Origin of the sequence: Candidatus Electronema sp. PJ (assembly GCF_048287395.1) — a bacterium.
GTDB lineage: Bacteria > Desulfobacterota > Desulfobulbia > Desulfobulbales > Desulfobulbaceae > Electronema.
Genome location: NZ_JBLWEO010000059.1, coordinates 1 through 20647, shown reverse-complemented (window position 1 = coordinate 20647; position 20647 = coordinate 1). Strand labels below are relative to the sequence as shown.

The following is a 20647-nucleotide window of genomic DNA, read 5'->3' as shown; positions in this document are numbered from 1 at the left end:
CCCATGAATGAACAACAGCTTTCTGCGCTGCTGCATCAAGTGCAGAATGGTAGTCTCAGTCCAGAGGAGGCTTCAGCGCGCCTGCGTCGCCTACCAGTAGAAATGCTGGATTCAGCCCAGCTTGATCATCACCGTTTTCTCCGCACAGGCCTACCAGAGGCCATCTTCGGCGAAAGAAAGACCGCTGCCCAGCTCATTGAAATTCTGACCGCTATGCTCCGCCGACAGGCTCCGGTCATTGCGACCCGAATCGACCCAGCCAAGGCCGAGCAGGTCTGCGCCCAAGTGGAAGGACTGGGCTATCATGAGACTGCCCGGCTGCTTACGGGCAATGCCCAGTATATCCAGGGCAAGGGCAGAGGCATAGTGGTGCTTGTCACCGCAGGCACTTCGGATTTACCTGTGGCTGAGGAGGCCCGCATCTGCCTCGAATATTTCGGCCATGAGACAGCGACAGTTTATGATGCTGGCGTGGCTGGTCTGCACCGCATTCTTGCCCATTGCGAGCTGCTGCAACGGGCCTCAGTACTCATTGTCGCCGCAGGCATGGAAGGTGCGCTGCCTTCGGTGGTGGCAGGTCTAACCCCAGCCCCGGTAATTGCCCTGCCCACTTCAGTGGGCTATGGCGCAGGTGCAGGCGGCTTCGCAGCTCTGCTGGGAATGCTCAATAGCTGCGCACCAGGCTTGGCCGTGGTCAACATTGACAACGGATTCGGCGCAGCCTGCATGGCAGCAGCCATCAATCGGAAGAAGTTGCCCTTTCAGTGCGAATAAAAAGGCGAAAAACGCGCTCAGGTCGTTGCATGAACCCTCGTCCTAGCGTATAGTTCATCGTTTTTATAGTCATGACTTCTGCTTTGGCAGACGCATTATCACAACCCACTAAGCTACCTTGGGAAAACATCTATGAACAACAACCTGAAGCTGAGAAGCTGGCTGCTCTTTTTTATGATCGTTTTTTCCGTGACGATCATCGTGCCGTCCTTTTATAAGGGTGTGCCGGAGTGGTGGAAAAAGTATTTGGCCCCCAAGGGTCTCCAACTCGGCCTGGATCTTCAAGGCGGTATGCACTTGGTGCTGCGGGCTGATTTAGACAAGGCCCTCAAGAATTCGTTGGAGCTGGCCTCTGCTGACCTAAAGGATCGGCTGTCAGAGAAAAACATCTCTGCTGTGCAGATGGAATCGCCTGATCCGTCTCAGGTCATGCTGACTCTGCCCAACACCGGGGCAACAGAGACAGTCAAGCAGGTGGTCAAAGACGACTTCCCTAATCTGGATATCAAGGTGGAAGCCGAAGCAGGCAGTTTTCCCCGCATCACCCTGAAACTGAAGCTGGAGGAGGCCGAGCGCATCCGCACCACTGCTGTGGCCCAGTCGCTGGAGATCATCCGCAACCGCATTGACCAGTTTGGCGTAGCCGAGCCAGTGATTGTCCGCCAAGGTGATAACGAGATTGTGGTTCAGCTGCCTGGCGTAAAAGACCCGGAGCGGGCGATTGACCTGATCGGTAAGACCGCCCAGCTAGAGTTCAAGATGGTTGCCGAGGATGACAGTCTTGATTTACCCAAACTGATTGCTCAGGTTGTTGCGGACGGTAAATGGAAAGAGGGCGACAGTCTTCGCCAGCTCAATCTAGCCCTTCAGGCCCAACTGCCCAAGGGAACAGAAATCTCCTTTGAGCGCAGAGTTGATGCGCAAACCAAAAAGGAAAGCAAGATTCCTCTGTTGCTCGAAAGCCGGGTGATGATGACCGGCGAGATGGTCAAGAACGCCCAAATGCGGATTGGCGGTGACTTCAATGAACCGTATGTCGGCCTTGATCTCACAGGCCGGGGTGGCAAAATCTTTGGCGAGGTCACAGAGAAAAATGTCGGCAAACGTTTTGCTATCATCCTTGATGAAGTAGTGCGCTCGGCCCCGGTGATCAGAGAGAAGATACTTGGCGGCTCGGCCCAGATTTCTGGCAGGTTCACTCCAGAGGAGGCCACTGACTTGGCCATCGTCCTTCGGGCAGGCGCATTGCCTGCGCCGGTACAGATCATCCAAAACATGACCGTTGGGGCAAGCCTCGGCCAGGATGCAATTGACCAAAGCGTAAATGCTGGACTAGTCGGCGCGGTGTTGGTGCTAGTTTTCATCGCTGTCTATTACCGGCTTTCCGGCGTGATTGCTGACGTTAGCCTTGCCCTCAACATCCTCTTCCTTGTGGCAGGGCTAGCCATATTCGGTGCCACTCTCACCCTGCCTGGCGTGGCAGGTATCATCCTGTCTATCGGTATGGGCGTTGATGCCAACGTCCTGATCTACGAGCGGATGAGGGAGGAGTTTGATCTTGGAAAATCCGTCCGTTCCGGCATTGAGGCCGGTTTTGACAACGCCTTTCTCTCGATTGTTGACTCCCAGCTCACTACCCTGATCACCTCCTTGGCCCTCTTTCTGTTTGGTACTGGCCCGATCAAAGGCTTTGCTGTCACCTTATCACTAGGTGTTGTTTTCAACTTGGTCGCTGCGTTGTTCTGCTCGCGGGTAGCTTTGGACTGGCTAGCCACTGGACGCAAGGTGCGCAAGCTGACCTTCATGCTGTTCATCAAGAAGCCCAAGATTGATTTCATGGGCATCAGAAAAATCGGCTTTGTGGTATCCGGCAGCCTGACGCTGCTCGGCCTTTTCGCCTTTGTCCAGATTATGCGCGGCAATGCCAATATCGGCGTTGACTTCTCTGGCGGTTCCTTGCTCCAATACAAGGCGGAAAAATCCTTTGAGTTGGAACCAGTGCGGACAGCTCTAAAGAAAGGCAACCTTGAGGCCGACCTTCAGCATGTCACCAGCGAACACCGCTTGATCGTTAAAATCAAAAAGACCGAGGACACTGTCGGTCATCTCAGCGACAAGGTCAATGCCTCCCTGGCATCGGTGCCAGGTAACAAGTTCACTTTGGAAAGCCAATCAGAAATCGGCTCTTCCATTTCAAAAACACTGCGCAACCAGGCCATCTTTGCCACTGCCATCTCGCTGGTCGGCATCATTCTATACCTGGGTATCCGCTTTGACCTGAACTTTGCCGTGGCCGCTGCGGTGGCCTCCTTCCATGACGTACTAGCCGTGCTGGGGGTGTTATGGTTAATGGATGTGGAGATCACCTTACTCATTCTGACCGCCCTGCTGACCTTGGCCGGCTACTCGCTCAACGACACCGTGGTTATCTTTGACCGTATCCGCGAGAATATCGCCAAGCACGGCGCAGAGAGCAACATGGCCCAGATCATCAACATCAGCACCAACGAGGTGTTGGCCAGGACGTTGATCATTTCGTTGGCCACGTTCATGTCACTAACCGCTCTGTATTTCTTTGGCGGCGCGGTCATTCATGACTTCTCCCTTGCTCTTGTGCTCGGCATGGTTGTTGGCACCTACTCCTCCATCTTTGTCGCCAGCCCACTGCTGACCTTGAAAAAACGGAAGAGTGTGCATGAGTGAGACAGGCTTAATTCGGCGATGCTGGGATGACCGACAGTATCGCTGAATTAAGTTGACAAGTGTCAACTGCGGATGCTATCTTTTATGGTGCGGGACAAGGCGTATTACAGCAAAGGACAACTGAGCAAGTTGATCTCCGAGGGAAATGTCTTGGTGACTGAGCAGGCAAGAAAGTCTGCTCAGAATGATTTCGGATGGAACCTGAATGACATCTGCCGCGCCTTGCAGGCCATGCCCGTTAAATTTTGTTACAAATCAGAGCCAAGGTTCAATAACCCGAAAATATGGGTTGATTACTACCGAGCGCATGGATTGAAAGGGGAAAATGTCTATACCCATTTTTATGTTGAAAATGGCAAGCTGATCATCGACTCCTTTAAGGAAATTTGACTATGCGATGCTATAGTTGTGGAGAAATATATCTTGAATGTCAAGGAGCATTGCTCTGCGAAAGCAGGTTTATTGGCAGCTACACTGTCTTTTTACCTCAATATTATAAATGTTCAGGCTGCGGGGAGTTGCTGCTGCCAAAAGAAGCCTCTGGTATCATGGAAGCGAGAGAAAAAGAGCTTCTTGAGGACTTAATCAGCAACCTCCCGGTAAAGCAATTTATTACAGCAGCAGAAGCGGCTGAGATATTGGGCATAACCCGGCAGGCATTTCATAAGCATCAGCGGATAAAAAAAGGCTTTATTTACTCTGCGGTAATAGGCGGGATGAGGCTGTATAGTAAAAAATCCGTACAGCTTTTCAAAGAAAAGAAGGATGGTAGATTTCCTCTCGCAGTATCCACCGTAAAGGATGAGGTGGAATACGTTACTGTTCTCCTCAACTCTGCTGCTTCATCGTCGGCAGGCTATCCGCAAGGAAAGGATTTTTCTGTTGGTTTCGACAGCAGCAGATACATTTTTGCATATAACCAGCCGACTTGTTCCGTTCAATGATTAGCAAGAAAAAATGAAAGAAAACTCACCCATCCAGCAACTGATAACAAATCCAGAATTAAGCACTCATTTTGTTGATTCTGTCACCATTTCCGGCAGAAGTGACAATCTTTTTTTGACAAGATTTTCTCTTCAACTGCCTGAAGGCATGTTCGAGCAGTCACGAGTATTAGCAACAAAAGATTTTCTTTGCAGATTCGTTGATGCTCTTTGTGCAAATCTCAACTATTATCCAACACCGAAAAAAGAAGAGTAGTCTGCTTTCTTAGAAAAGAGCTGTTCTATGGAAGGGGGGCCATGTGGTATTTGCCCCCTTTTTATTATTCGTTTTACCTGATCCGCCAGCCATGCCCGCCTCTTTGCCCCTCCACTGCCATCCCCTTGCGGCTGATGCGCAATTCTGCTTTGCCTGTCATCCTGGCCTGGCCTGTTTCACCGAATGCTGCCGCCAGCTCGACCTTGCCTTAACACCCTACGACGTGTTGCGCCTGAAACAGCGGCTCAAGATGGACTCTGGCAGCTTTCTTGAGCACTATGTGATCGTGGCTTGGGAGGAAGGCATGGTCTTTCCGGCCTGTTTTCTCACCATGATTGATGATGGCAGGGCCAGCTGCGTGTTTGTCACTGAGCAGGGGTGCAGTGTGTATGAAGACCGGCCCGCCGCCTGCCGCGCCTATCCTGCTGGACGCGGGGCTTCGCGCCGAACTGACAATGCCATCGAGGAGCAATTCGTTCTCCTTCGCGAACCACACTGTCTTGGCTTTGCCGAACAGCAGACGCAAACCGCGCTAGACTATTTTCAGGATCAGGGGCTGCTCGAATATAATCGCGCCAACGACCAGTTGCTCCAGCTGTTCCAGCATCCCAAGATTCAGGCCGGATTTCGTCTCAGCCAAAACCAGATGGATCAGTTTGTCATGGCCCTCTACAACCTGGATTTCTTTCGCCAGGAGATGGCCGACGGGAGAATCAAGATGAACCGCCCGCTGTCGGTGCTGGAACTCCGCGCCTTGGCTGGTGATGACGAAGAGCTGCTGCTGCTTGGCCTGCGCTGGCTGCTGCAAGAATATTTTGGGAAATAAATCATGAAAAAAAACGAGGAAGCAGCTGTCTCGCCAGAGCTACTGGCCGCTTTGCGCCAAATCAGCACCCAGCACTGCCTGGAAGAAGGCGGCTCGCACGGCCCAGATCACACTGAGCGGGTTTTTCAAAACGCTATGGCCATAGGCCGCAAGCTGGGGGCGCGGCTGGACATCCTTGCGCCCGCAGCGTTACTCCATGACATAGGCCGCAGCGAGGAGAGCCGCAGCAAAGGCGGGGTTTGTCATGCGGATCTCGGCGCAGGCATGGCAGAGCCAATTCTCCGCGCGCTGGGCTACAGCGCAGAAGACCAGGCCGCAATCTGCCACTGCATCCGCGCCCACCGTTTCCGGGGCAGTTCAGAGCCAGAGAGCCTAGAGGCGCGCATCCTCTTTGATGCCGACAAGCTGGATTCCATCGGAGCTATCGGCATAGGCCGGGCTTTTCTTTTTGCTGGCCAGATTGGTGCGCGGCTGCATAACGCTGAGGTCGATCACGAGACGACGCAAGCCTATTCTGGGGAAGACACTGCCTATCGCGAGTTCCAGGTAAAAATGTCGAAAGTACACCGCGAGATGTTAACCTCGGTTGGCCGGAAAATCGCCCGGCGGCGACATGATTTTATGGAGATCTTCTTTGCCGAGCTGAACCTGGAAATCTACGGCAGCGTGCTGCAAGCCGAGGACACGCAGTCATAACAGAAAAGGCAGAAAATTCAGCTCGTAAAACAGCTCGGTGCGCTCAAATTGTAGCGGGCAACCAGCGTTTCTGGCTCGCTGGCCAAGGAGTTGCAGTCGGCAAGACTCCTTTGTTGCTTGGCCGCAGAGGAGTTTGGCTAGGCAAGAAAGGAGTTCTGCCGAGTTGCAAAGGAATCTTGCTCGGCAGCAAAGGAGTCTGGCCGACTACCAAAGCAGTTTGGCCAAGCCGCAGAGGAGTTTTGCCGACTCAGAAAGGAGTTTGAGTCGGCAAAACTCCTTTGTTGTTTATCAGGAAAGGAGTTCGGCTTGGCCAAACTCCTCTGCAAGTTGGCCAAAAAGAAGTTTTAGGCAGCCAGCAAGAAGCTCTGCTGACTGGAAATCATCTCGTAGCAACCACCTCTTCGTTCCAACGCGGTTGCCATTCGCCTCAGTTCCGTACAAATCAAAAGGCTGCCTGGAAACCTTCCTCTGCACAACCTCCCCTTGCAGTTCATTGAAGCATTACTGGTGCCATTCTTGATCTAGATCAAGAAAAAGTATTGATATTATTTATATAAACGCCTTGAGGCACATTGACTTCTCATTGAGCTTGTTGTATCCTGAAAGTATAAGAAGGTAAATGACCAATAAAAAGTTAGGAGGAGAAAATGAAAGCTAACTTGGCAGTATCACTATCTCTGGCAGGAGCAATGTTTACTTTAAGTTTCTTCGCTTCACCTGTATCTGCCTCTGAGGTAAAGATTGATGATTCCATTTTAAAGATTATAAACGAGGCAGTAATGAAGATGCAGCAGAAAACTATGGCTGAAAACTACGATGCGATGCCTCTTAAGGATCAGATGAGAGGCAAAATGATGGTGCAAAATGCTTCAAAGAATTATATGCAGAGTATCATCCAACCGCAGATGATGGAAAAGAACATGGGAGCCGAAAAACTCAAGATGATGAATCAGATGAGTCAGTTTTGAGTCTTTGGGCGGTGTGATCTGAAAACCGGAAGAACCTGAAGTTTCTCCGGTTTGGTGTTACCAAGAACGTCGTGCCAATAAAACAAGGCCGGGCGGAAAATCCGCCCGGCCTTTCTGTTCAGCGCAGTCTCGCCAGCTTATTTGGCGTACTTGGCCTTGAACTCTTCGGCGCGTTTTGCCCGTTCTTCTTTGTCAGCTGCGTCTTCCTTGCCGATGAACCACTTGTGGTCATCGCTGTTCAGCACTTCAGTCAGCAGTGTCTCCAGCTCTTCAGCCGCAGTTACCGCTTCTTTGTTCGCGCTGCCCTTGCCTTGCTCAATCACTTCCTTCAGCTCAGGAATGTACTTAGCAGCCCAATGCTTGGCTACCTCGTAGGTACCGTGCCAATGGGTGTAATCAGGAGCCATCATCGCTGCGCCATGCCGTGCGCGGCGGCCTTCATGATGCCATATCTCGTACCACGTGAAGTCAATCGCTTGCGCGAACTGGACATACTCTGGCCCTTTGATTGCCTTCAGCACTTTGGTGGCGGCTTCGTAGAGCTTCAGACCTGGTTTGCCGAACTTCTCATGATAGAGCTTCATCAGCTCTTCATACTGAATGAAGAAGTTGTCGGTAAAGTTGACGTTATGGCAGGAAATGCAGACCTTCTTCATGTTAGCCCGCCGCTCATCGCCAGTCACCTTGGCAGACTCCAAGCCCCAGCCAGCGTCCACGGTGTGTGTCTCTTTAGAGATCGCTGGGCGGTTGTTCCACTTGATGCGCAGGCCAACGTTATGAGAAACATCCATGTCCTTAGTGGCGGACATGTGGCAGGTAGCGCAGGTTGGTGCGGCAGAGTAGTCTTCGCCCACAACCCACTTGGAGGAATTCATGTTCATCCGGTCCTTGTTGGCCTGATACGCAATGCCATGCTTGGACTCGTTGTAAATCTCAATCTGCGGATGATCAGGCCCCATATGGCACTTGCCGCAGTTCTCAGGATTACGGGCCTGAGCAGCGGAGAAGTTGTGCCGTGAATGGCAGGCCGCGCAGCTGCCTTCGCTGCCGTCCGGGTTGATGCGGCCAATGCCGGTGTTCGGCCAGGTTGCAGGATCCAATTTGCCGTTGGGCAGCACTTGCACCACGTTGCCGTGGCATTGCCAGCAGCCGTTGACCGCTGCGGCGGAAACACCTTTCGGGAAGGCCTCGGTCTTCATGCCCTTGTTGCCTTCGACCACCTCAGCCAAGGTGTTGTCCAAGGATCCCATGATCTGGCCAGCCTTGGAATGATGGGAGCCTTCAAACTCCTCCACCTCTTTGGCATGGCAGCGCGAGCAGTCCTTGGGCGAGACAATGACGGAGATGGAAAAACCGTTGTGGTCAATCGCATCTTTCTCGCCCTTCTCCGCTTTGTGACACTCGTAGCAGCCGACATTGGCACCAAAGTGCTTGCTTTCGCCCCACTCCTGATACATGCCGGTGTTGATGTCCTTGTGGCATTGCAAACATTGTTTGGTTTCTTGAGACAATGCGGCAGGACGGCTGTCTTCTGCGGCATGAGCTGCACCTGTGACAAGCAAAGCAGCGCACGACCAGACTGCGACCTTCACCTTCATACACTCCTCCTTCTTTGATTTTTCAGGTCAGAAAGTTGACCGTTCTAAGGCTTAATTGTTTTAAACAGCATCATCTCAGATTTAGCGAAAAATGCAAGCCTATTTTTTACTGAATCTGAAAAATACAGTCGAAGTATCACAAAATGACCAGAGCTGCAATTCTGGGCGCAGTAAGGAAGCCCCCACCTTGCAGCCTGGCGGAATTGAGTGCTCCGCTCGATGTCCGGCTGCTGAACTGCACGCTTTCGCCGCTCACAAATGCACGCATTTGTGCCGACCAAATGCGTGCATTTGATAGTTGCGAATGCGTGGTTTCGTGATCAGGAAAACCAGCAGGCCTGAGTGCGCTCCGCTCTCCCTAGCTGCCTGCGTTGGAGCAGTTCAACTTACTCCTTAGTTCCTAATGAATATTTCCCCTTGCTGCTGCCAAAGGCATTTTCCACCAAAGGCAGTGCATCAACCTGACCAACATGGCACTGTGTACAGAAATACCAGCGGGCAGAGACAGTTTCCGTCACGTTGCCGTCCCGGTCAAGGTAATGGGTTTTGAACGGCTTGAGTGCGCCGGAACCCTCGACACCGTGGCAACCGAGACAGTCATTTTGCTTGGTTGAAAGAGTGAATCCTTTGATGTCATGCGGAATCACTGGCGGCTGATGAAGGAAAGTGCGGGGCACTTTGGTATCTTTGGTCTTCCAATCCACATCCACAGGCGGGTCTTCAGGCCCGGCAATCGGGTTCTTGCGCAGCGGCTTCAACTCTTCAGCATCTGCCTTGACATCAACTTGCTGTACTTGTGACCCTTCATCTTGCTTCGGTGAATTTGCCTCTTCTTTGGCAGAGGCAAGAGAACAAGAGAGCGCAAGGGCCAGCAGGGAAAGGGTAAGAACGGTCTTTTTCATGACAGACTCCATCAGGTTCGTTGAGAGAAGCAAAACACATCCTGCGGGCAGATATCAATACATCGCCCACAGTTGAGACAGTTAGGGGAAAGAATGACTGCTGAACTGTATTTATCCCCCTTGAGCGCAGGTCGGATGACCTGCGGTTCTGGGCAGACAGCAAAGCAGTCTAGGCAGTCGATGCACTGTTCGCGGCCAGAGGCTTTCACCCGCAGCAGGGCGAAACGGCCCAGCAGACTGTAAGTGGCTCCGACCGGACAGAGATGGCCGCACCAACCATGCCGGAGGACAAAGGCATCAAGGAGGAAGATGCCTGCTACTAGGAGCCACGCCAAGCCCATGCCGAAAAGCAGGCCTCGTTGCACCATCGTCACTGGATTGAACCATTCCCAAATAATGCTGCCGGTGCCAGCAGCAGAGATAACAATCAGGCCGAGCAGCCAGTAGCGCAGACTTCTGCTCAGGTTGAGGTTTCCTTTGATTGCCAGCCGCCGGTTGAGCCAGGCAGCTGCGTCGGTTAGTAGGTTGATCGGGCAAACCCAAGCGCAATACACGCGCCCACCGAGCACGGTATAAACGGCCAGCACCACCAACAGGCCGACCAACACCTCCACCGCAGGCACATGACCTGCAACTAAGGACTGGGCCACAGTTAGTGGGTCACTGAGCGGTAGGAAGCCAAAGGCGGTACTGGCGGACAGCGTGCCTTTGATCAACCACAAGCCAGCCAGCGGCCCTAGGAGAAACATTCCTAAGATGCCAAGCTGCGAAGCACGGCGGAGCAGCAGCCATGTATTGGCCCGCAGCCAGCCCTTTCTCGTAACCGCCTCTTGCCCTGGCCTTCTTTGTTTGCTCATAGCTTATCCTCCGGTCTGCGGACAGGCAACTGCAAGGCCTCCGGGATCAACGAATGACCAGCCTTATCCTTTTCCTCCCAGCCCACCCGGTAATGGCTCCCTAAGGTTCCTCGTGCCTGCGCCAAGGGCAGCACTTTGATTGCTGCGTTTTCCAGCACACAGGAACGCTCGCACTTGCCACAACCAGTGCAGTGCTTGGAATGCACAGTCGGGATGAAACGGGCATGAACTCCGGTTCGTTGATTCACCTGCATTTCCAAAGTCAGTGCCTTGTCGATTACCGGGCAGTTGCGGTAGCAAACATCGCAGCGCAGCCCAAGGCAGTTGAGGCAGTTTTCCTGATCTACCAGTACGGCCAGCCCCATTCTGGCCTCGTTAATAGAGGCCAGCTTGCTGTTCAATGCGCCAGAAGGACAGGCTTTCACGCAGGGCATGTCCTCACACATCCGGCAGGGGCTGATTCGGGGAATGAAATACGGCGTGCCCGGTGGAATATCGCTCCCGAACTCCGCTAGCCGCAGCACTGGCACCGCAGTTTCCAGGGGCGCGTTCTCACCCAGTTCCGCGAGCTGCGCAACAAACTCCCCTAGCTGGGGTGCTGAAGCAGTCGCTGCCTGCGTTTCACTGCGGCTCTTATCCTGCCGGAGATTTTCTGCACAGGCCCGCACACACTGGCCACAGCGCAGGCAAGCGGCAAGGAATTTGTCCTCATTCAAGGCACCAGGCGGTCTCACCGCATAGGGCGGCAAGGCCTTGGCAGAACGCTGATGCCCGACCAGTCCCACAGCCAGCACCAATGCCCCTGCTGCCGCCGGGATGGTCTCGGTTAGGAAACGCCGCCGCGCTGGCGACTGCTCCTGCCCGCTGTTGGGGTGTGTAGAGTTCACAGGCAGCCTCTCAAGCTTTGGTCACTTTGACTGCGCATTTCTTGAAGTCAGTTTGCTTAGAGATCGGGCAGGTGGCATCCAAGGTCAGCTTGTTGACCAGTCGCCCTTCGTCAAACCAAGCAATGGAGATCAACCCCTGCGGCGGTTTGTTGCGGCCCTGGGTTTCCACTGCACAGGTGACTTCGCCCCGACGGGATGCGATCTTGGCCAGCTCACCGCGCTTGAGGCCTCGTTTCTTTGCGTCCTCTGGGTGCATGAAGACTACTGCGTCTGGCACGGCCCGATACAGCTCTGGCACCCGGCGGGTCATGGAGCCAGAATGCCAATGCTCTAGCACCCGGCCTGTACAGAGCCAGAGGTCGTACTCTGCGTCTGGCATCTCTGGCGGCGGCTCGTAGGGCAGAGCGAAAATCACTGCCTTGCCGTCCTTGTGACCGTAGAAGCGGATATCCTCACCTTTCTTGACATAGGGGTCATAGCCTTCCCGGAAGCGCCAGAGGGTCTCTTTGTTATCAACTACTGGCCAGCGCAAGCCGCGTGCTTGATGATACATCTCGAACGGGGCGAGATCGTGGCCGTGGCCCCGGCCAAACATAGCATACTCCTCAAACAAGCCTTTCTGGAGATAGAAGCCGAAATAGTTCGATTCATCATTGTCATGGCCTTTTTGCAGCTCGCTTAAAGGAAACTTGTTGACCTGGCCGTTGGCATACAGCACATCAAACAAGGTCTTGCCTCGATAGGCAGGATTCTTGTCCAGCAGTTCCTTGGGCCAGACCTCATCCGTCTTGAAGCGTTTGGAGAACTCGACAATCTGCCAGAGGTCGCTCTTGGCCTCGCCAGGGGCCTTGACTTGCTGCCGCAGGAACTGAGTGCGTCGTTCGGCATTACCCCAAGCCCCTTCTTTCTCCACCCACATCGCCGCAGGCAGGATTAAGTCAGCAGCCAAAGCAGTGACGGTCGGATAGACATCCGAGACAATGATGAAGTTGTCAGGGTTGCGGTAGCCTGGATAGCTCTCCTCGTTCAGATTCGGTGCCGCCTGCATGTTGTTATTGCACATCACCCAATAGACATTGAGTTTGCCATCCTTGAGCATCCGGTTCTGCATGACCGCATGGAAGCCGATCTTGTCTGGAATCGTCCCTTCCGGCAATTTCCAGATTTCCTCGGCATGATGGCGGTGCTCTGGGTTAGTGACTACCATGTCCGCAGGCAGGCGATGGGCGAATGTGCCGACCTCGCGGGCCGTGCCGCAGGCTGAAGGCTGACCAGTGAGCGAGAAGGGACTGTTGCCTGGTTCGGAAATCTTACCCACCAGCAGGTGGATATTGTAGATCATGTTATTGACCCAGGTACCTCGTGTATGCTGGTTGAAGCCCATAGTCCAGAAGGACATCACCTTTCTCTTCGGGTCAGCGTACAGCTCGGCTAGAGCCTCCAGGTCTTTCTTCGGCACGCCAGACATCTCGCTTGCTTTCTCCACGGTGTACTCAGCGACAAACTTGGCGTAGTCCTCAAAGCTGCAATCAACCGCGTCGTTGGCCTTGGCCGCGTTCTTGGCCGCCTTCTCTTTTGGATGCTCAGGCCGCAGGCCGTAACCAATGTCGGTGGTGCCGATCTTGAACTTGACGTGCTGCTTGACGAAATCCTGATTCACCTTGCCGTTCTGAATGATGTAATTGGCAATATAGTTAAGAATCACCATATCGCTTTGCGGCTTGAAGATGATCGGCAGGTCGGCCAGATCAAAGCTCCGATGCTCATACACCGACATCACCGCTACTTTAACGTGGTTGGCCGTGAGGCGGCGGCTGGTGACTCGTGACCAGAGAATCGGGTGCATCTCAGCCATATTGGAACCCCAGAGAACAAAGGCATCTGCCTGCTCAATGTCATCATAACAGCCCATTGGCTCGTCAATGCCAAAGGTGCGCATGAAGCCGGTGACAGCCGAGGCCATGCAGTGGCGGGCGTTGGGATCCAGGTTATTGGTGCGCAGCCCAGCCTTGAGGAACTTCTGGGCGGCATAGCCCTCCCAAATCATCCACTGACCTGAGCCAAACATGCCCACTGACTCCGGCCCACTCTTCTTGATTGCTTCCTTGAACTTCAGCTCCATGATGTTAAAGGCTTCATCCCAAGACACCGGGGTGAACTCGCCGTTCTTATCGTATTGGCCGTTCTTCTTGCGCAGTAAGGGCCGGGTCAACCGATCCTTGCCGTACATGATCTTAGAGAGGAAATAGCCTTTGATACAGTTGAGTCCCCGGTTGACTGGCGCATCCGGGTCGCCCTGGGTGGCCACCACTCTACCGTCCTTGGTGCCAACCAAGACACCGCAACCGGTACCGCAGAAACGGCAGGGAGCCTTGTCCCATTTGATGCCGCTGTCTTCTTCTTTCTGGGCCAGAGCCTCGGCTGCTGGCAGCTGGGTTCCGACCACTGCCGCAGCAGCGGCAGCCGCATTGGCCCGGATGAAATCACGTCGAGTCAGTTTCATAGGTTTCCTCCTACCTTGTGCTGTTGCGACGAGTATTCACTCATCGCAGTAGTTATAGATCATGGCCGCAGACAGTACGCCAGGTAGGTTCTGCACCTGCATCAAGGTCTCAGCCGGAACTGCTTCTGGGGTATCCTCGATGGTAATGACCATCCTGCCGTCATCTTGGGCCGCGTGGACGGTCACGCCAGACAGTGCTGTCAGCTGCTGCTGCAAGGTTACAGTGTGCTCAGGGCGGGCGTGAACCACGATGCCGGAAATATTCATGCTCTGGCTCCTTGGCCGTAGCTCGGCCACGCCTTGCCCTGCTGGAAATAAGGGACGCTATTCTGCATTGAGCCGAGATAGCTGTAAATCATATCCGCAGACAACACATCTGGCAGGTTCTGCACCCGTTGCAGCATCTCTGCTGGAGCTGTCTCTAACGTGTCTTCAACGCTGATCACCATTTTGCCGTCTTCCCTAATCGTGTGAATCTCCACACCAGCCAGGTCAGTCAGCCGCCCGCGCAGAGCTACTGGGCAGGCAGGATGGATATGGACAACAATGCCAGACAGATTCATCTCATTCACCCTCGTTGATAGGTACAAAGGAAATTGCGCCAACCGGGCAGACGCTGGCGCAGGCACCGCAACCATTGCACTGTGCAGTGGCGAGTTGCGGAAACTGGCCTTGGTCTTGCGGCAGGCGGATTGCTTCCTGGTCGCACTGTTCTACACAGGTAAGACAAAGCATCCGGCTGCGGAGTAGGCAGCTTTCTGCGATATGGAGAGCAAGGTGCCAGGGTGCTTTATCTGGGTCGAACTGCAAGGCACCGGTCGGGCAGCTTTGAGCGCAGTTGCCGCAGAAGGTGCAGGAGCCGCGCGAGAAATCTACGGTCGGCAAGTCGTCCTCGTTCATGCTGATAATGCTGCTGCCGCAGGCTTGCGCGCAAGCACCGCAGCCGGTACAGAGAGAACGGAAAGAATCAGCAGCAGATGACCAAGGCGGATAGAGAGGAGGTTTCCCCCCTGATCGCTGCTGCTGTAAGGGATCGGAACTGTTTTGCAGGAGATAGGCCAGGCACTGGTTAGCGACAAACGAAGCTAAATTCATGGTCGGCTCGCTCCTGGCTACAATTTTGAACATCTGCCTGCACTTTTGTGCCACATACGCCTTGTACGCGGACGGGCGGCAGATGTCAAGCTGATTCTTCAGCACAATCCTGCTTCTCTTTTTGCTTGCGCTGAGAAGCAGTTTCTGTCTATATCGAGTGTAGCGGCAAATGAGGGGCCAGCCCTTGACCTAGATCAAGAATAGAAAAAAAATAACCCGAATAAGCAGGTGAAGAGTCCTACTCGTTTGCCAAGGAATTTGGCTCGGTCAGAAAGGAGTTATACTCGGCAGCAGAGGAGTTCGGCTTGGCCAAACTGCTTTCTTGCCGACTAGCAAAGGAGTTTCGCCGACTATAACTCCTTTCTTAGTCGGCAGAACTCCTTTCTGGCTTGGCAAAACTCCTTTGCTAGTCGGCCAGACTCCTTTTCTGCCGAGTACAACTCCTCTTTTGCCAAGCCAAACTGCTTTGTCAGCGAGTAAGAAAGGAGCATTAACTCAGAAAAATCTCAACAGAAGAAGCCGATTTGCTCTCCGCTGTAGGAGAAAAGATAAATTTTCGGTAACGGAGCGGTATGGAAAATAAAGAGAAGGTGCTGGCCGCGTCGGTTCTCTGCAAAGGGCTATCCGAGATGCTGCTCCAGCAGGTGGCAGCAATTGCCCAGGAGCGGCATTTCCGACGAGGCGAGGTGATCTTTCTGGAAGGCAATACGAGCAGCGGCTTCTACATGGTTGTTGCGGGGCAGGTAAAGGTGTTCAAGATGGCCTTGGATGGGCGAGAGCAAATCCTGTATGTGCTGGGGCCGGGCGAGCCGTTTGGTATTGTGCCGGTCTTTCATGGGCAGCATTTCCCAGCCAGTGCGATAAGCTTGGGTGACTCTACGGCCTTCTTCTTCCCCAAGCAGGAGTTCATCGCTCTCATTACCGCCCATCCTGACCTGGCCCTGGCCATCATTGCTGCCTTAGCGCGGCGATTGCGGCGGTTTGCGGACAAAATCGAGAGCCTCTCGCTCAAAGAGGTGCCAGCCCGCCTGGCTAGCCATCTGCTCTATCTTGCCAGGATACAGGCGAGGATGGATCAGGTCACGCTGGATATTCCGAAAAAGCAGCTGGCCAACTTGCTCGGCACCAGCGCGGAAACGCTGTCGCGCATCTTTGCTGAAATGAGTGCGGCAGGGCTGATTCAGGTGAAGGGAAGAAAGATTGAACTGCTGAACCCTGAGGAGCTGAAGAACAAAGCCAAGAGGTGAGGTTTATTGCCGCAAGAGTTCCTCTTTTTGACCTAAAACGACCTTTAATCAGCTCATGAAACAAAGTATAGTAGTTATCATCTTGGCAACGAGCTGATTTTAGTGTAGCGTTGTTTTATGCTTTTCAAGCAGCAGTAAACCCCACCCATCCCAAAGGAGGAAGCTATGTCCACCCCGCCGAAAGAACACAACTGTCCAATACTCAACATCTTCAAAGACAAATCAGAAGGTTGTGGCTGCGGTTGCAACACAGCCCCACCAAGCCAGAATCCTGAAACTGAAACAGCTGTGGAGCCGCAACCGCCAGTTGCCGATACGGTTACGGATGATACTCCAAGCGATGAGCAAGCCAAGCAGCTCTTGGCTGACTTGCAGGCCTTTGACAGCGATCCAAAGGCGTTCATGGACCGGCAGCTGGTTAAGCGGACTGAGCAGCCCGGCGAAACAGCCACAACCCTTCCTCTCTTTGACAAAGCTGCGATAGACGGTAAGGAGTATGTCGCTGCCCGCGATGAACTGCGCACGCTGCTTGAGGCCAATGATACAGAACGCTCCAGTCGGGCTGCCTTCAACTCCAACGATCTGGCACAGAACCTGGTAGATACCCTCAGTTACACTGGCCTGCAAAGTATGCAGAGCAATAACCTGATGCAGGCCCGCCTGAGTGTTCAGCCTTGGTCAGATGATTACTGGGCAATCTGCCGGGGCATCCTTGGAAAACGCTATGCTGATCCGGGCTTCCCCAATACATATGACTGGCAGCAATGCCACAACTATGTGCAGACCCATCCGGCATCCAGTGTTCCGGTTAATTCGCTTTCGCCGTCTGAGAAATATGATCGGCTAGTCGGTGACAACAACTACACCCTCACCAAGAAAATGTGGGCGGAAGGTCAAGCCATCTATCAGAGCAATGGCAGTGTGGCCGCCTGGATGGGGATCTGCCATGGCTGGGCACCTGCTGCCTACATGCTCCCTCGTCCGACCAATGCTGTCACAGTGCTGGCTGCGGATGGACATACCCAGATAACTTTCTATCCTTCGGATATCAAAGCACTGGCCTCGCTGCTCTGGGCCAGGGTGCCATCTGCAATCAAATTTATTGGTGGCCGTTGCAATACTGCTAATCCGGCCAGGGATGCCAATGGTCGCCTGCTTGATCAGTCAGCCTTTGATACCAACCCAGGCACCTGGCATCTCGCTATCGTCAACCAGATTGGTGCATCCAAACGTGGCATGGTGATGGATGTAACCTATGACTATGAGGTCTGGAATCAGCCGGTGTTGGGTTATAGATACCGCCATTTCAACCCGCAGAGTATGACCTACCAAAGCTCGCTGTCCGCAGCTGCTGTGTCGAGGGCTAATTACACCAGAGATAAGTTTTCCTCGTATCACAGCAACCAGACTGCCAGCATTGTCGGCATAGAGATGTATGTTTCCTATATGGTAGAGACCCAGCCCAGCCATAGCTCTCCAGACAGTGCCAGCCATGACGCAATCAAGGAGGTGCGCTATCTGTACGACTTGGAACTCGATGTGTCCGGTCGGATCATCGGCGGTGAATGGCGGAGCTTCGCTCATCCTGACTTCCTCTGGACTCCGGTCAAGGGCGGTAGAGCGCAGACTGCCTTTGAGCCGGGCGGTTCCTGGGACAGAAATGGAGCGGTGCCGTCCTCGTGGAAATCGGCGGCGGTTTCGGCCTCCAGCTCAAACAGACCTGCACCGTTAGCGGCGATTGTCGAGCATCTGATCCGATTCGCCAACAACGGCTGATCGGGATGCGCTGAATAAACAGGGCCGGGCAGAATCTTCTGTCCGGCCCTTTCGCTATCTGCATGATCAACTTCCGACATAGGTGCTGGCTCATGCCAGACAAGCTGATGCCCAACAACAAACATCATGCCATTGTCATTGGTATCAACAACTATCCCTTGATAGGGCTGGATCCGCTCAAGGGGCCGGTCAATGATGCCAATGACTTCTGCGCCTGGTTGCGTGACCCGGCTGGTGGCAACCTGCCACCAGAGAACATCCAGCGCGTGCTCTCCTCAGACTTCAACCCGAAAGACGCTCTCCCCACGCCCAACCAAGTAGAGACCCTGTTTGAGAAGTTTATTGGGGACTATTACGACGGGAAAAAGGAAGGGGAACGGCTGTATATCTTTACCTCAGGCCACGGCTTCGGTGATCCCCGCGACATTGGCAAGACTGCTCTCTACGCCGCCAATGCCAAGAGGATGTTCCCCTGGCACATTGCCGTGACGGATTACGCTGAATGGCTGCGCAGTCATGCGGTCTTTGATGAAATTGTCCTGATCATGGACTGCTGCCGCACAGTCAATCTGCCGTATGAAATCCGCGAGCCGCAGTATGTGGTTGGCCAGGGCAGCATTGGCGCGGACAGCGTGCGCTACTTCTATGCCTTTGCTGCCCGCCGGGGCAGTGCAGCCAAAGAGAGGAAATTTGAGGACGGTAGAATCTCTGGCATCTTCACCAAAGCCTTGCTTGATGCCTTAAAAGTTGCTAGCCCGGATGCACAAGGCCAGGTGACAGGTCAGCAGCTCAAGAATCACCTCCACAACAGCATTGGCAGATTTGCTGGTAACGTTACGATCAAGCCGCCAGACATCATGCTTGATTCCACGCAGGACATCGTGTTCTGCAAACGGAAGGCAGCAGCCACCATCCCAGTTAAGGTGAGCTTGACTGCATATACTGGGGCAGAAACGTTGGTGTTGTATGATGGCAGTTTCAGGGAGATCAGACAGGTGCAGGCAACAACCTCTCCTCTCACCCTTGCTCTGGAACCTGGGCTGTACAAAATAGCGGTCAAGAATACAGGCCGCCAGAAAATCATCGAGGTGCCTAATAATGAGCAAATCACCGTTTGAGCAGGTTGCCCTGACTATCCGGGCAGCGGACAGTCTGACCGAGGTTTATTTAGTGGATAGCCAGTTTCAGCGGATTGCTGCCGGAGTTGGTAGCTTGGAGGCTCAAGTTGCGCCGGGATTGTACAAGGCCCGGTTCAAGGTAGGCCGGATCCAGGCAGATAGCCTGATTGAAGTTAAGGCTGATACGGAAAGCCAGGTCTTTGACGGCCCGCCAGTGCAGTTTGATACGCCAGTGCCCATGCCACAGACCATAACTTGGCGGCAGGAGCACGAAAAGGCAGCACGTAAGCTGTCCCGAACTGTGCACCTCAAGCAAGGCAATGGCAGTCAGCTCTTTCTCTTCTGCCGTGGCCTGAGCACGGAAGCCGCATCTCCTTGGCTGGGCCTGTCTTTGCACGATCTCAGCGGCAAACTACTCGCTGAACCAAGCCAAGGCCGCTGTGATAAACGCAGTAGCTTTTTTGCGCTGAATATAGAGCTTGATCCCGGCACCTATCGGCTGCGGGTGGAGGAAGAGCCAGGCGAAATCTACGAGATATTTATTGTCACGCTGGCAGGTTGGCAGACGCAGGTCTTTACCTTGGCGGAGCAATCCTGGCTCCCTGGTGTAGATACTTTTCGAGCCGCGCTGCCGATTGCCGCTGTGCTGATGGCTGAACTGGGCAAGGGCTTTGATCCGGCCAGCGTAGCCGTGCGGCAGACAGAGTTGCTCCGGCTGGCCCTGCTGAACGGACGCAATATTCTGACTGAAACAGGTCTCAAACACTTGTTGGCTGACCAGCCACTCAATCCCATGACCGCCATATTTGCTACCCATCTCCTCCTGCGGCAAGAGAATGCGGTTTTAGTCGGAGAATTGGCCGGGAAAATGGAGAGCACTCTGGCAGCCCAGCCAGATGTGCAGGTCGCCCTGCTGAACATCGGCAACTTGGCAGAACTGCCTGCTTTTCCGCAGCCGCCCATGCTCTACAGCAGCTGGCAGCTGATTATGGACGCAGTGAGCAAGGAAAAGGCGGTGATTCCACCTGACTCAGTGAATGCGCAGATCAAGGACGGCGTGCTGAACACGGTGCTCTGGTTGCTGCACCGACTTTGACGTGAATCTCAGCGCGGCGGGATAATGACTAGCAAGCAGCGTAACAGCTTGCAATTACTGGTGCGCCTGGAGGGATTCGAACCCCCGACCCTCGGATTCGAAGTCCGATCAAAACGCCTTTCACCGGCTTTCATTTTTCTTCATTTCGCACTGTTGAACATATTGACTTTCAGTATGTTGCCTGCTATTCTCTGATTCACAAGAAATCACCTGTCCCCACCTGCCATAACGAAAAAAGTGGGGGCAAGAAAGTCATGTCACAATAGCCCCCTTGCATAAGTCGAGCCTGCCGTGTACCTTGTGTGAATGAGATACGAAAGTGTGCAACGTTTGAGTGATGAGGATTTTAAGCGATCGACAGGTGTTGAGCGTTCGACCTTCGCCAGGATGCTTGAGGTTGT

At 53.7% G+C, this 20647-nt stretch carries 21 protein-coding genes and 1 tRNA gene; 12 read left to right on the top strand and 10 right to left on the bottom strand.

Features of this window, described 5'->3' with window-relative positions; genetic code table 11:
* The first annotated feature begins 3 nt into the window (after nucleotides 1-3).
* The 8 genes from larB to ACNKIB_RS09170 all read left to right on the top strand — a co-directional run bounded on the left by larB (nucleotide 4) and on the right by ACNKIB_RS09170 (nucleotide 7167).
* The gene (gene larB / locus ACNKIB_RS09205; RefSeq protein WP_417910251.1) at nucleotides 4-774 is read left to right on the top strand and encodes a nickel pincer cofactor biosynthesis protein LarB; all 771 of its coding nucleotides are present in this window, start codon (nucleotides 4-6) and stop codon (nucleotides 772-774) included.
* 132 nt (nucleotides 775-906) lie between these two features.
* Nucleotides 907-3477 (top strand): protein translocase subunit SecD, encoded by a 2571-nt coding sequence (gene secD / locus ACNKIB_RS09200; RefSeq protein ID WP_417910250.1) that lies wholly within the window; start codon nucleotides 907-909, stop codon nucleotides 3475-3477.
* A gap of 72 nt (nucleotides 3478-3549) precedes the next feature.
* Nucleotides 3550-3867, top strand: coding sequence for a type II toxin-antitoxin system MqsR family toxin (locus tag ACNKIB_RS09195; RefSeq protein WP_417910249.1), 318 nt, complete (start codon nucleotides 3550-3552; stop codon nucleotides 3865-3867).
* A gap of 50 nt (nucleotides 3868-3917) precedes the next feature.
* Nucleotides 3918-4421 carry a hypothetical protein gene (locus ACNKIB_RS09190; RefSeq protein ID WP_417910248.1) on the top strand — a complete coding sequence of 168 codons (504 nt, stop codon included), beginning with the start codon at nucleotides 3918-3920 and terminating at the stop codon, nucleotides 4419-4421.
* A 13-nt stretch (nucleotides 4422-4434) separates the two neighbouring features.
* Complete coding sequence (locus ACNKIB_RS09185) at nucleotides 4435-4677, top strand: hypothetical protein (protein WP_417910247.1); 243 nt, start codon at nucleotides 4435-4437, stop codon at nucleotides 4675-4677.
* Nucleotides 4678-4768: 91 nt separating this feature from the next.
* On the top strand, nucleotides 4769-5503 hold the full coding sequence (locus tag ACNKIB_RS09180) for a YkgJ family cysteine cluster protein (protein ID WP_417910246.1): 735 nt from the start codon (nucleotides 4769-4771) through the stop codon (nucleotides 5501-5503).
* A 3-nt stretch (nucleotides 5504-5506) separates the two neighbouring features.
* Nucleotides 5507-6199 carry an HD domain-containing protein gene (locus ACNKIB_RS09175; protein WP_417910245.1) on the top strand — a complete coding sequence of 231 codons (693 nt, stop codon included), beginning with the start codon at nucleotides 5507-5509 and terminating at the stop codon, nucleotides 6197-6199.
* 647 nt (nucleotides 6200-6846) lie between these two features.
* Nucleotides 6847-7167 carry a hypothetical protein gene (locus tag ACNKIB_RS09170; protein ID WP_417910244.1) on the top strand — a complete coding sequence of 107 codons (321 nt, stop codon included), beginning with the start codon at nucleotides 6847-6849 and terminating at the stop codon, nucleotides 7165-7167.
* A 137-nt stretch (nucleotides 7168-7304) separates the two neighbouring features.
* On the opposite strand, the gene ACNKIB_RS09165 is transcribed toward ACNKIB_RS09170, so the two are convergent.
* From ACNKIB_RS09165 to ACNKIB_RS09125, 9 genes are all read right to left on the bottom strand, one after another.
* Nucleotides 7305-8765, bottom strand: coding sequence for a multiheme c-type cytochrome (locus ACNKIB_RS09165; protein ID WP_417910243.1), 1461 nt, complete (start codon nucleotides 8763-8765; stop codon nucleotides 7305-7307).
* A gap of 386 nt (nucleotides 8766-9151) precedes the next feature.
* Nucleotides 9152-9667 carry a nitrate reductase cytochrome c-type subunit gene (locus ACNKIB_RS09160; protein ID WP_417910242.1) on the bottom strand — a complete coding sequence of 172 codons (516 nt, stop codon included), beginning with the start codon at nucleotides 9665-9667 and terminating at the stop codon, nucleotides 9152-9154.
* 11 nt (nucleotides 9668-9678) lie between these two features.
* Nucleotides 9679-10524 (bottom strand): quinol dehydrogenase ferredoxin subunit NapH, encoded by an 846-nt coding sequence (napH, locus tag ACNKIB_RS09155; protein WP_417910241.1) that lies wholly within the window; start codon nucleotides 10522-10524, stop codon nucleotides 9679-9681.
* Complete coding sequence (gene napG, locus ACNKIB_RS09150; protein WP_417910240.1) at nucleotides 10521-11411, bottom strand: ferredoxin-type protein NapG; 891 nt, start codon at nucleotides 11409-11411, stop codon at nucleotides 10521-10523. The genes napH and napG overlap by 4 nt, the downstream gene beginning before the upstream one ends.
* 10 nt (nucleotides 11412-11421) lie before the next feature.
* A complete protein-coding gene (gene napA / locus ACNKIB_RS09145) occupies nucleotides 11422-13914 on the bottom strand; it encodes a nitrate reductase catalytic subunit NapA (RefSeq protein ID WP_417910239.1) in 2493 nt (830 codons plus the stop codon).
* A gap of 36 nt (nucleotides 13915-13950) precedes the next feature.
* Entirely contained in the window at nucleotides 13951-14181 is a 231-nt protein-coding gene (locus tag ACNKIB_RS09140) for a chaperone NapD (RefSeq protein WP_417910238.1), read from the bottom strand.
* Nucleotides 14178-14477: a chaperone NapD gene (locus ACNKIB_RS09135; RefSeq protein WP_417910237.1), complete on the bottom strand. Its 300-nt coding sequence runs from the start codon at nucleotides 14475-14477 to the stop codon at nucleotides 14178-14180. Before ACNKIB_RS09135 ends, ACNKIB_RS09140 begins: the two co-directional genes overlap by 4 nt.
* Before the next feature lies 1 nt (nucleotide 14478).
* A complete protein-coding gene (locus ACNKIB_RS09130) occupies nucleotides 14479-15114 on the bottom strand; it encodes a ferredoxin-type protein NapF (RefSeq protein WP_417910236.1) in 636 nt (211 codons plus the stop codon).
* Between the two features lie 245 nt (nucleotides 15115-15359).
* Entirely contained in the window at nucleotides 15360-15500 is a 141-nt protein-coding gene (locus ACNKIB_RS09125) for a hypothetical protein (RefSeq protein ID WP_417910235.1), read from the bottom strand.
* An 81-nt stretch (nucleotides 15501-15581) separates the two neighbouring features.
* On the opposite strand from ACNKIB_RS09125, the gene ACNKIB_RS09120 reads away from it, so the two are divergent.
* The 4 genes from ACNKIB_RS09120 to ACNKIB_RS09105 all read left to right on the top strand — a co-directional run bounded on the left by ACNKIB_RS09120 (nucleotide 15582) and on the right by ACNKIB_RS09105 (nucleotide 20246).
* A complete protein-coding gene (locus ACNKIB_RS09120) occupies nucleotides 15582-16256 on the top strand; it encodes a Crp/Fnr family transcriptional regulator (protein WP_417910234.1) in 675 nt (224 codons plus the stop codon).
* 165 nt (nucleotides 16257-16421) lie between these two features.
* Nucleotides 16422-18032 carry a hypothetical protein gene (locus tag ACNKIB_RS09115; RefSeq protein WP_417910233.1) on the top strand — a complete coding sequence of 537 codons (1611 nt, stop codon included), beginning with the start codon at nucleotides 16422-16424 and terminating at the stop codon, nucleotides 18030-18032.
* A gap of 92 nt (nucleotides 18033-18124) precedes the next feature.
* Nucleotides 18125-19150: a caspase family protein gene (locus tag ACNKIB_RS09110; RefSeq protein WP_417910232.1), complete on the top strand. Its 1026-nt coding sequence runs from the start codon at nucleotides 18125-18127 to the stop codon at nucleotides 19148-19150.
* The gene (locus tag ACNKIB_RS09105) at nucleotides 19131-20246 is read left to right on the top strand and encodes a hypothetical protein (RefSeq protein WP_417910231.1); all 1116 of its coding nucleotides are present in this window, start codon (nucleotides 19131-19133) and stop codon (nucleotides 20244-20246) included. The genes ACNKIB_RS09110 and ACNKIB_RS09105 overlap by 20 nt, the downstream gene beginning before the upstream one ends.
* 58 nt (nucleotides 20247-20304) lie before the next feature.
* Here ACNKIB_RS09105 and ACNKIB_RS09100 read toward each other — a convergent pair.
* Nucleotides 20305-20395: transfer RNA gene (locus ACNKIB_RS09100), tRNA-Ser, on the bottom strand.
* Nucleotides 20396-20647: the final 252 nt, after the last annotated feature.

Excerpts from the sequence above, each read along its gene's own strand:
- larB (WP_417910251.1), top strand. The coding sequence starts at position 4 with ATGAATGAACAACAGCTTTCTGCGCTGCTGCATCAAGTGCAGAATGGT.
- secD (WP_417910250.1), top strand. The coding sequence starts at position 907 with ATGAACAACAACCTGAAGCTGAGAAGCTGGCTGCTCTTTTTTATGATC.
- ACNKIB_RS09195 (WP_417910249.1), top strand. The coding sequence starts at position 3,550 with ATGCTATCTTTTATGGTGCGGGACAAGGCGTATTACAGCAAAGGACAA.
- ACNKIB_RS09185 (WP_417910247.1), top strand. The coding sequence starts at position 4,435 with ATGAAAGAAAACTCACCCATCCAGCAACTGATAACAAATCCAGAATTA.
- ACNKIB_RS09180 (WP_417910246.1), top strand. The coding sequence starts at position 4,769 with ATGCCCGCCTCTTTGCCCCTCCACTGCCATCCCCTTGCGGCTGATGCG.
- ACNKIB_RS09175 (WP_417910245.1), top strand. The coding sequence starts at position 5,507 with ATGAAAAAAAACGAGGAAGCAGCTGTCTCGCCAGAGCTACTGGCCGCT.
- ACNKIB_RS09170 (WP_417910244.1), top strand. The coding sequence starts at position 6,847 with ATGAAAGCTAACTTGGCAGTATCACTATCTCTGGCAGGAGCAATGTTT.
- ACNKIB_RS09165 (WP_417910243.1), bottom strand. The coding sequence starts at position 8,765 with ATGAAGGTGAAGGTCGCAGTCTGGTCGTGCGCTGCTTTGCTTGTCACA.
- ACNKIB_RS09160 (WP_417910242.1), bottom strand. The coding sequence starts at position 9,667 with ATGAAAAAGACCGTTCTTACCCTTTCCCTGCTGGCCCTTGCGCTCTCT.
- napH (WP_417910241.1), bottom strand. The coding sequence starts at position 10,524 with ATGAGCAAACAAAGAAGGCCAGGGCAAGAGGCGGTTACGAGAAAGGGC.
- napA (WP_417910239.1), bottom strand. The coding sequence starts at position 13,914 with ATGAAACTGACTCGACGTGATTTCATCCGGGCCAATGCGGCTGCCGCT.
- ACNKIB_RS09140 (WP_417910238.1), bottom strand. The coding sequence starts at position 14,181 with ATGAATATTTCCGGCATCGTGGTTCACGCCCGCCCTGAGCACACTGTA.
- ACNKIB_RS09135 (WP_417910237.1), bottom strand. The coding sequence starts at position 14,477 with ATGAATCTGTCTGGCATTGTTGTCCATATCCATCCTGCCTGCCCAGTA.
- ACNKIB_RS09125 (WP_417910235.1), bottom strand. The coding sequence starts at position 15,500 with ATGCTCCTTTCTTACTCGCTGACAAAGCAGTTTGGCTTGGCAAAAGAG.
- ACNKIB_RS09120 (WP_417910234.1), top strand. The coding sequence starts at position 15,582 with ATGGAAAATAAAGAGAAGGTGCTGGCCGCGTCGGTTCTCTGCAAAGGG.
- ACNKIB_RS09115 (WP_417910233.1), top strand. The coding sequence starts at position 16,422 with ATGTCCACCCCGCCGAAAGAACACAACTGTCCAATACTCAACATCTTC.
- ACNKIB_RS09110 (WP_417910232.1), top strand. The coding sequence starts at position 18,125 with ATGCCAGACAAGCTGATGCCCAACAACAAACATCATGCCATTGTCATT.
- ACNKIB_RS09105 (WP_417910231.1), top strand. The coding sequence starts at position 19,131 with ATGAGCAAATCACCGTTTGAGCAGGTTGCCCTGACTATCCGGGCAGCG.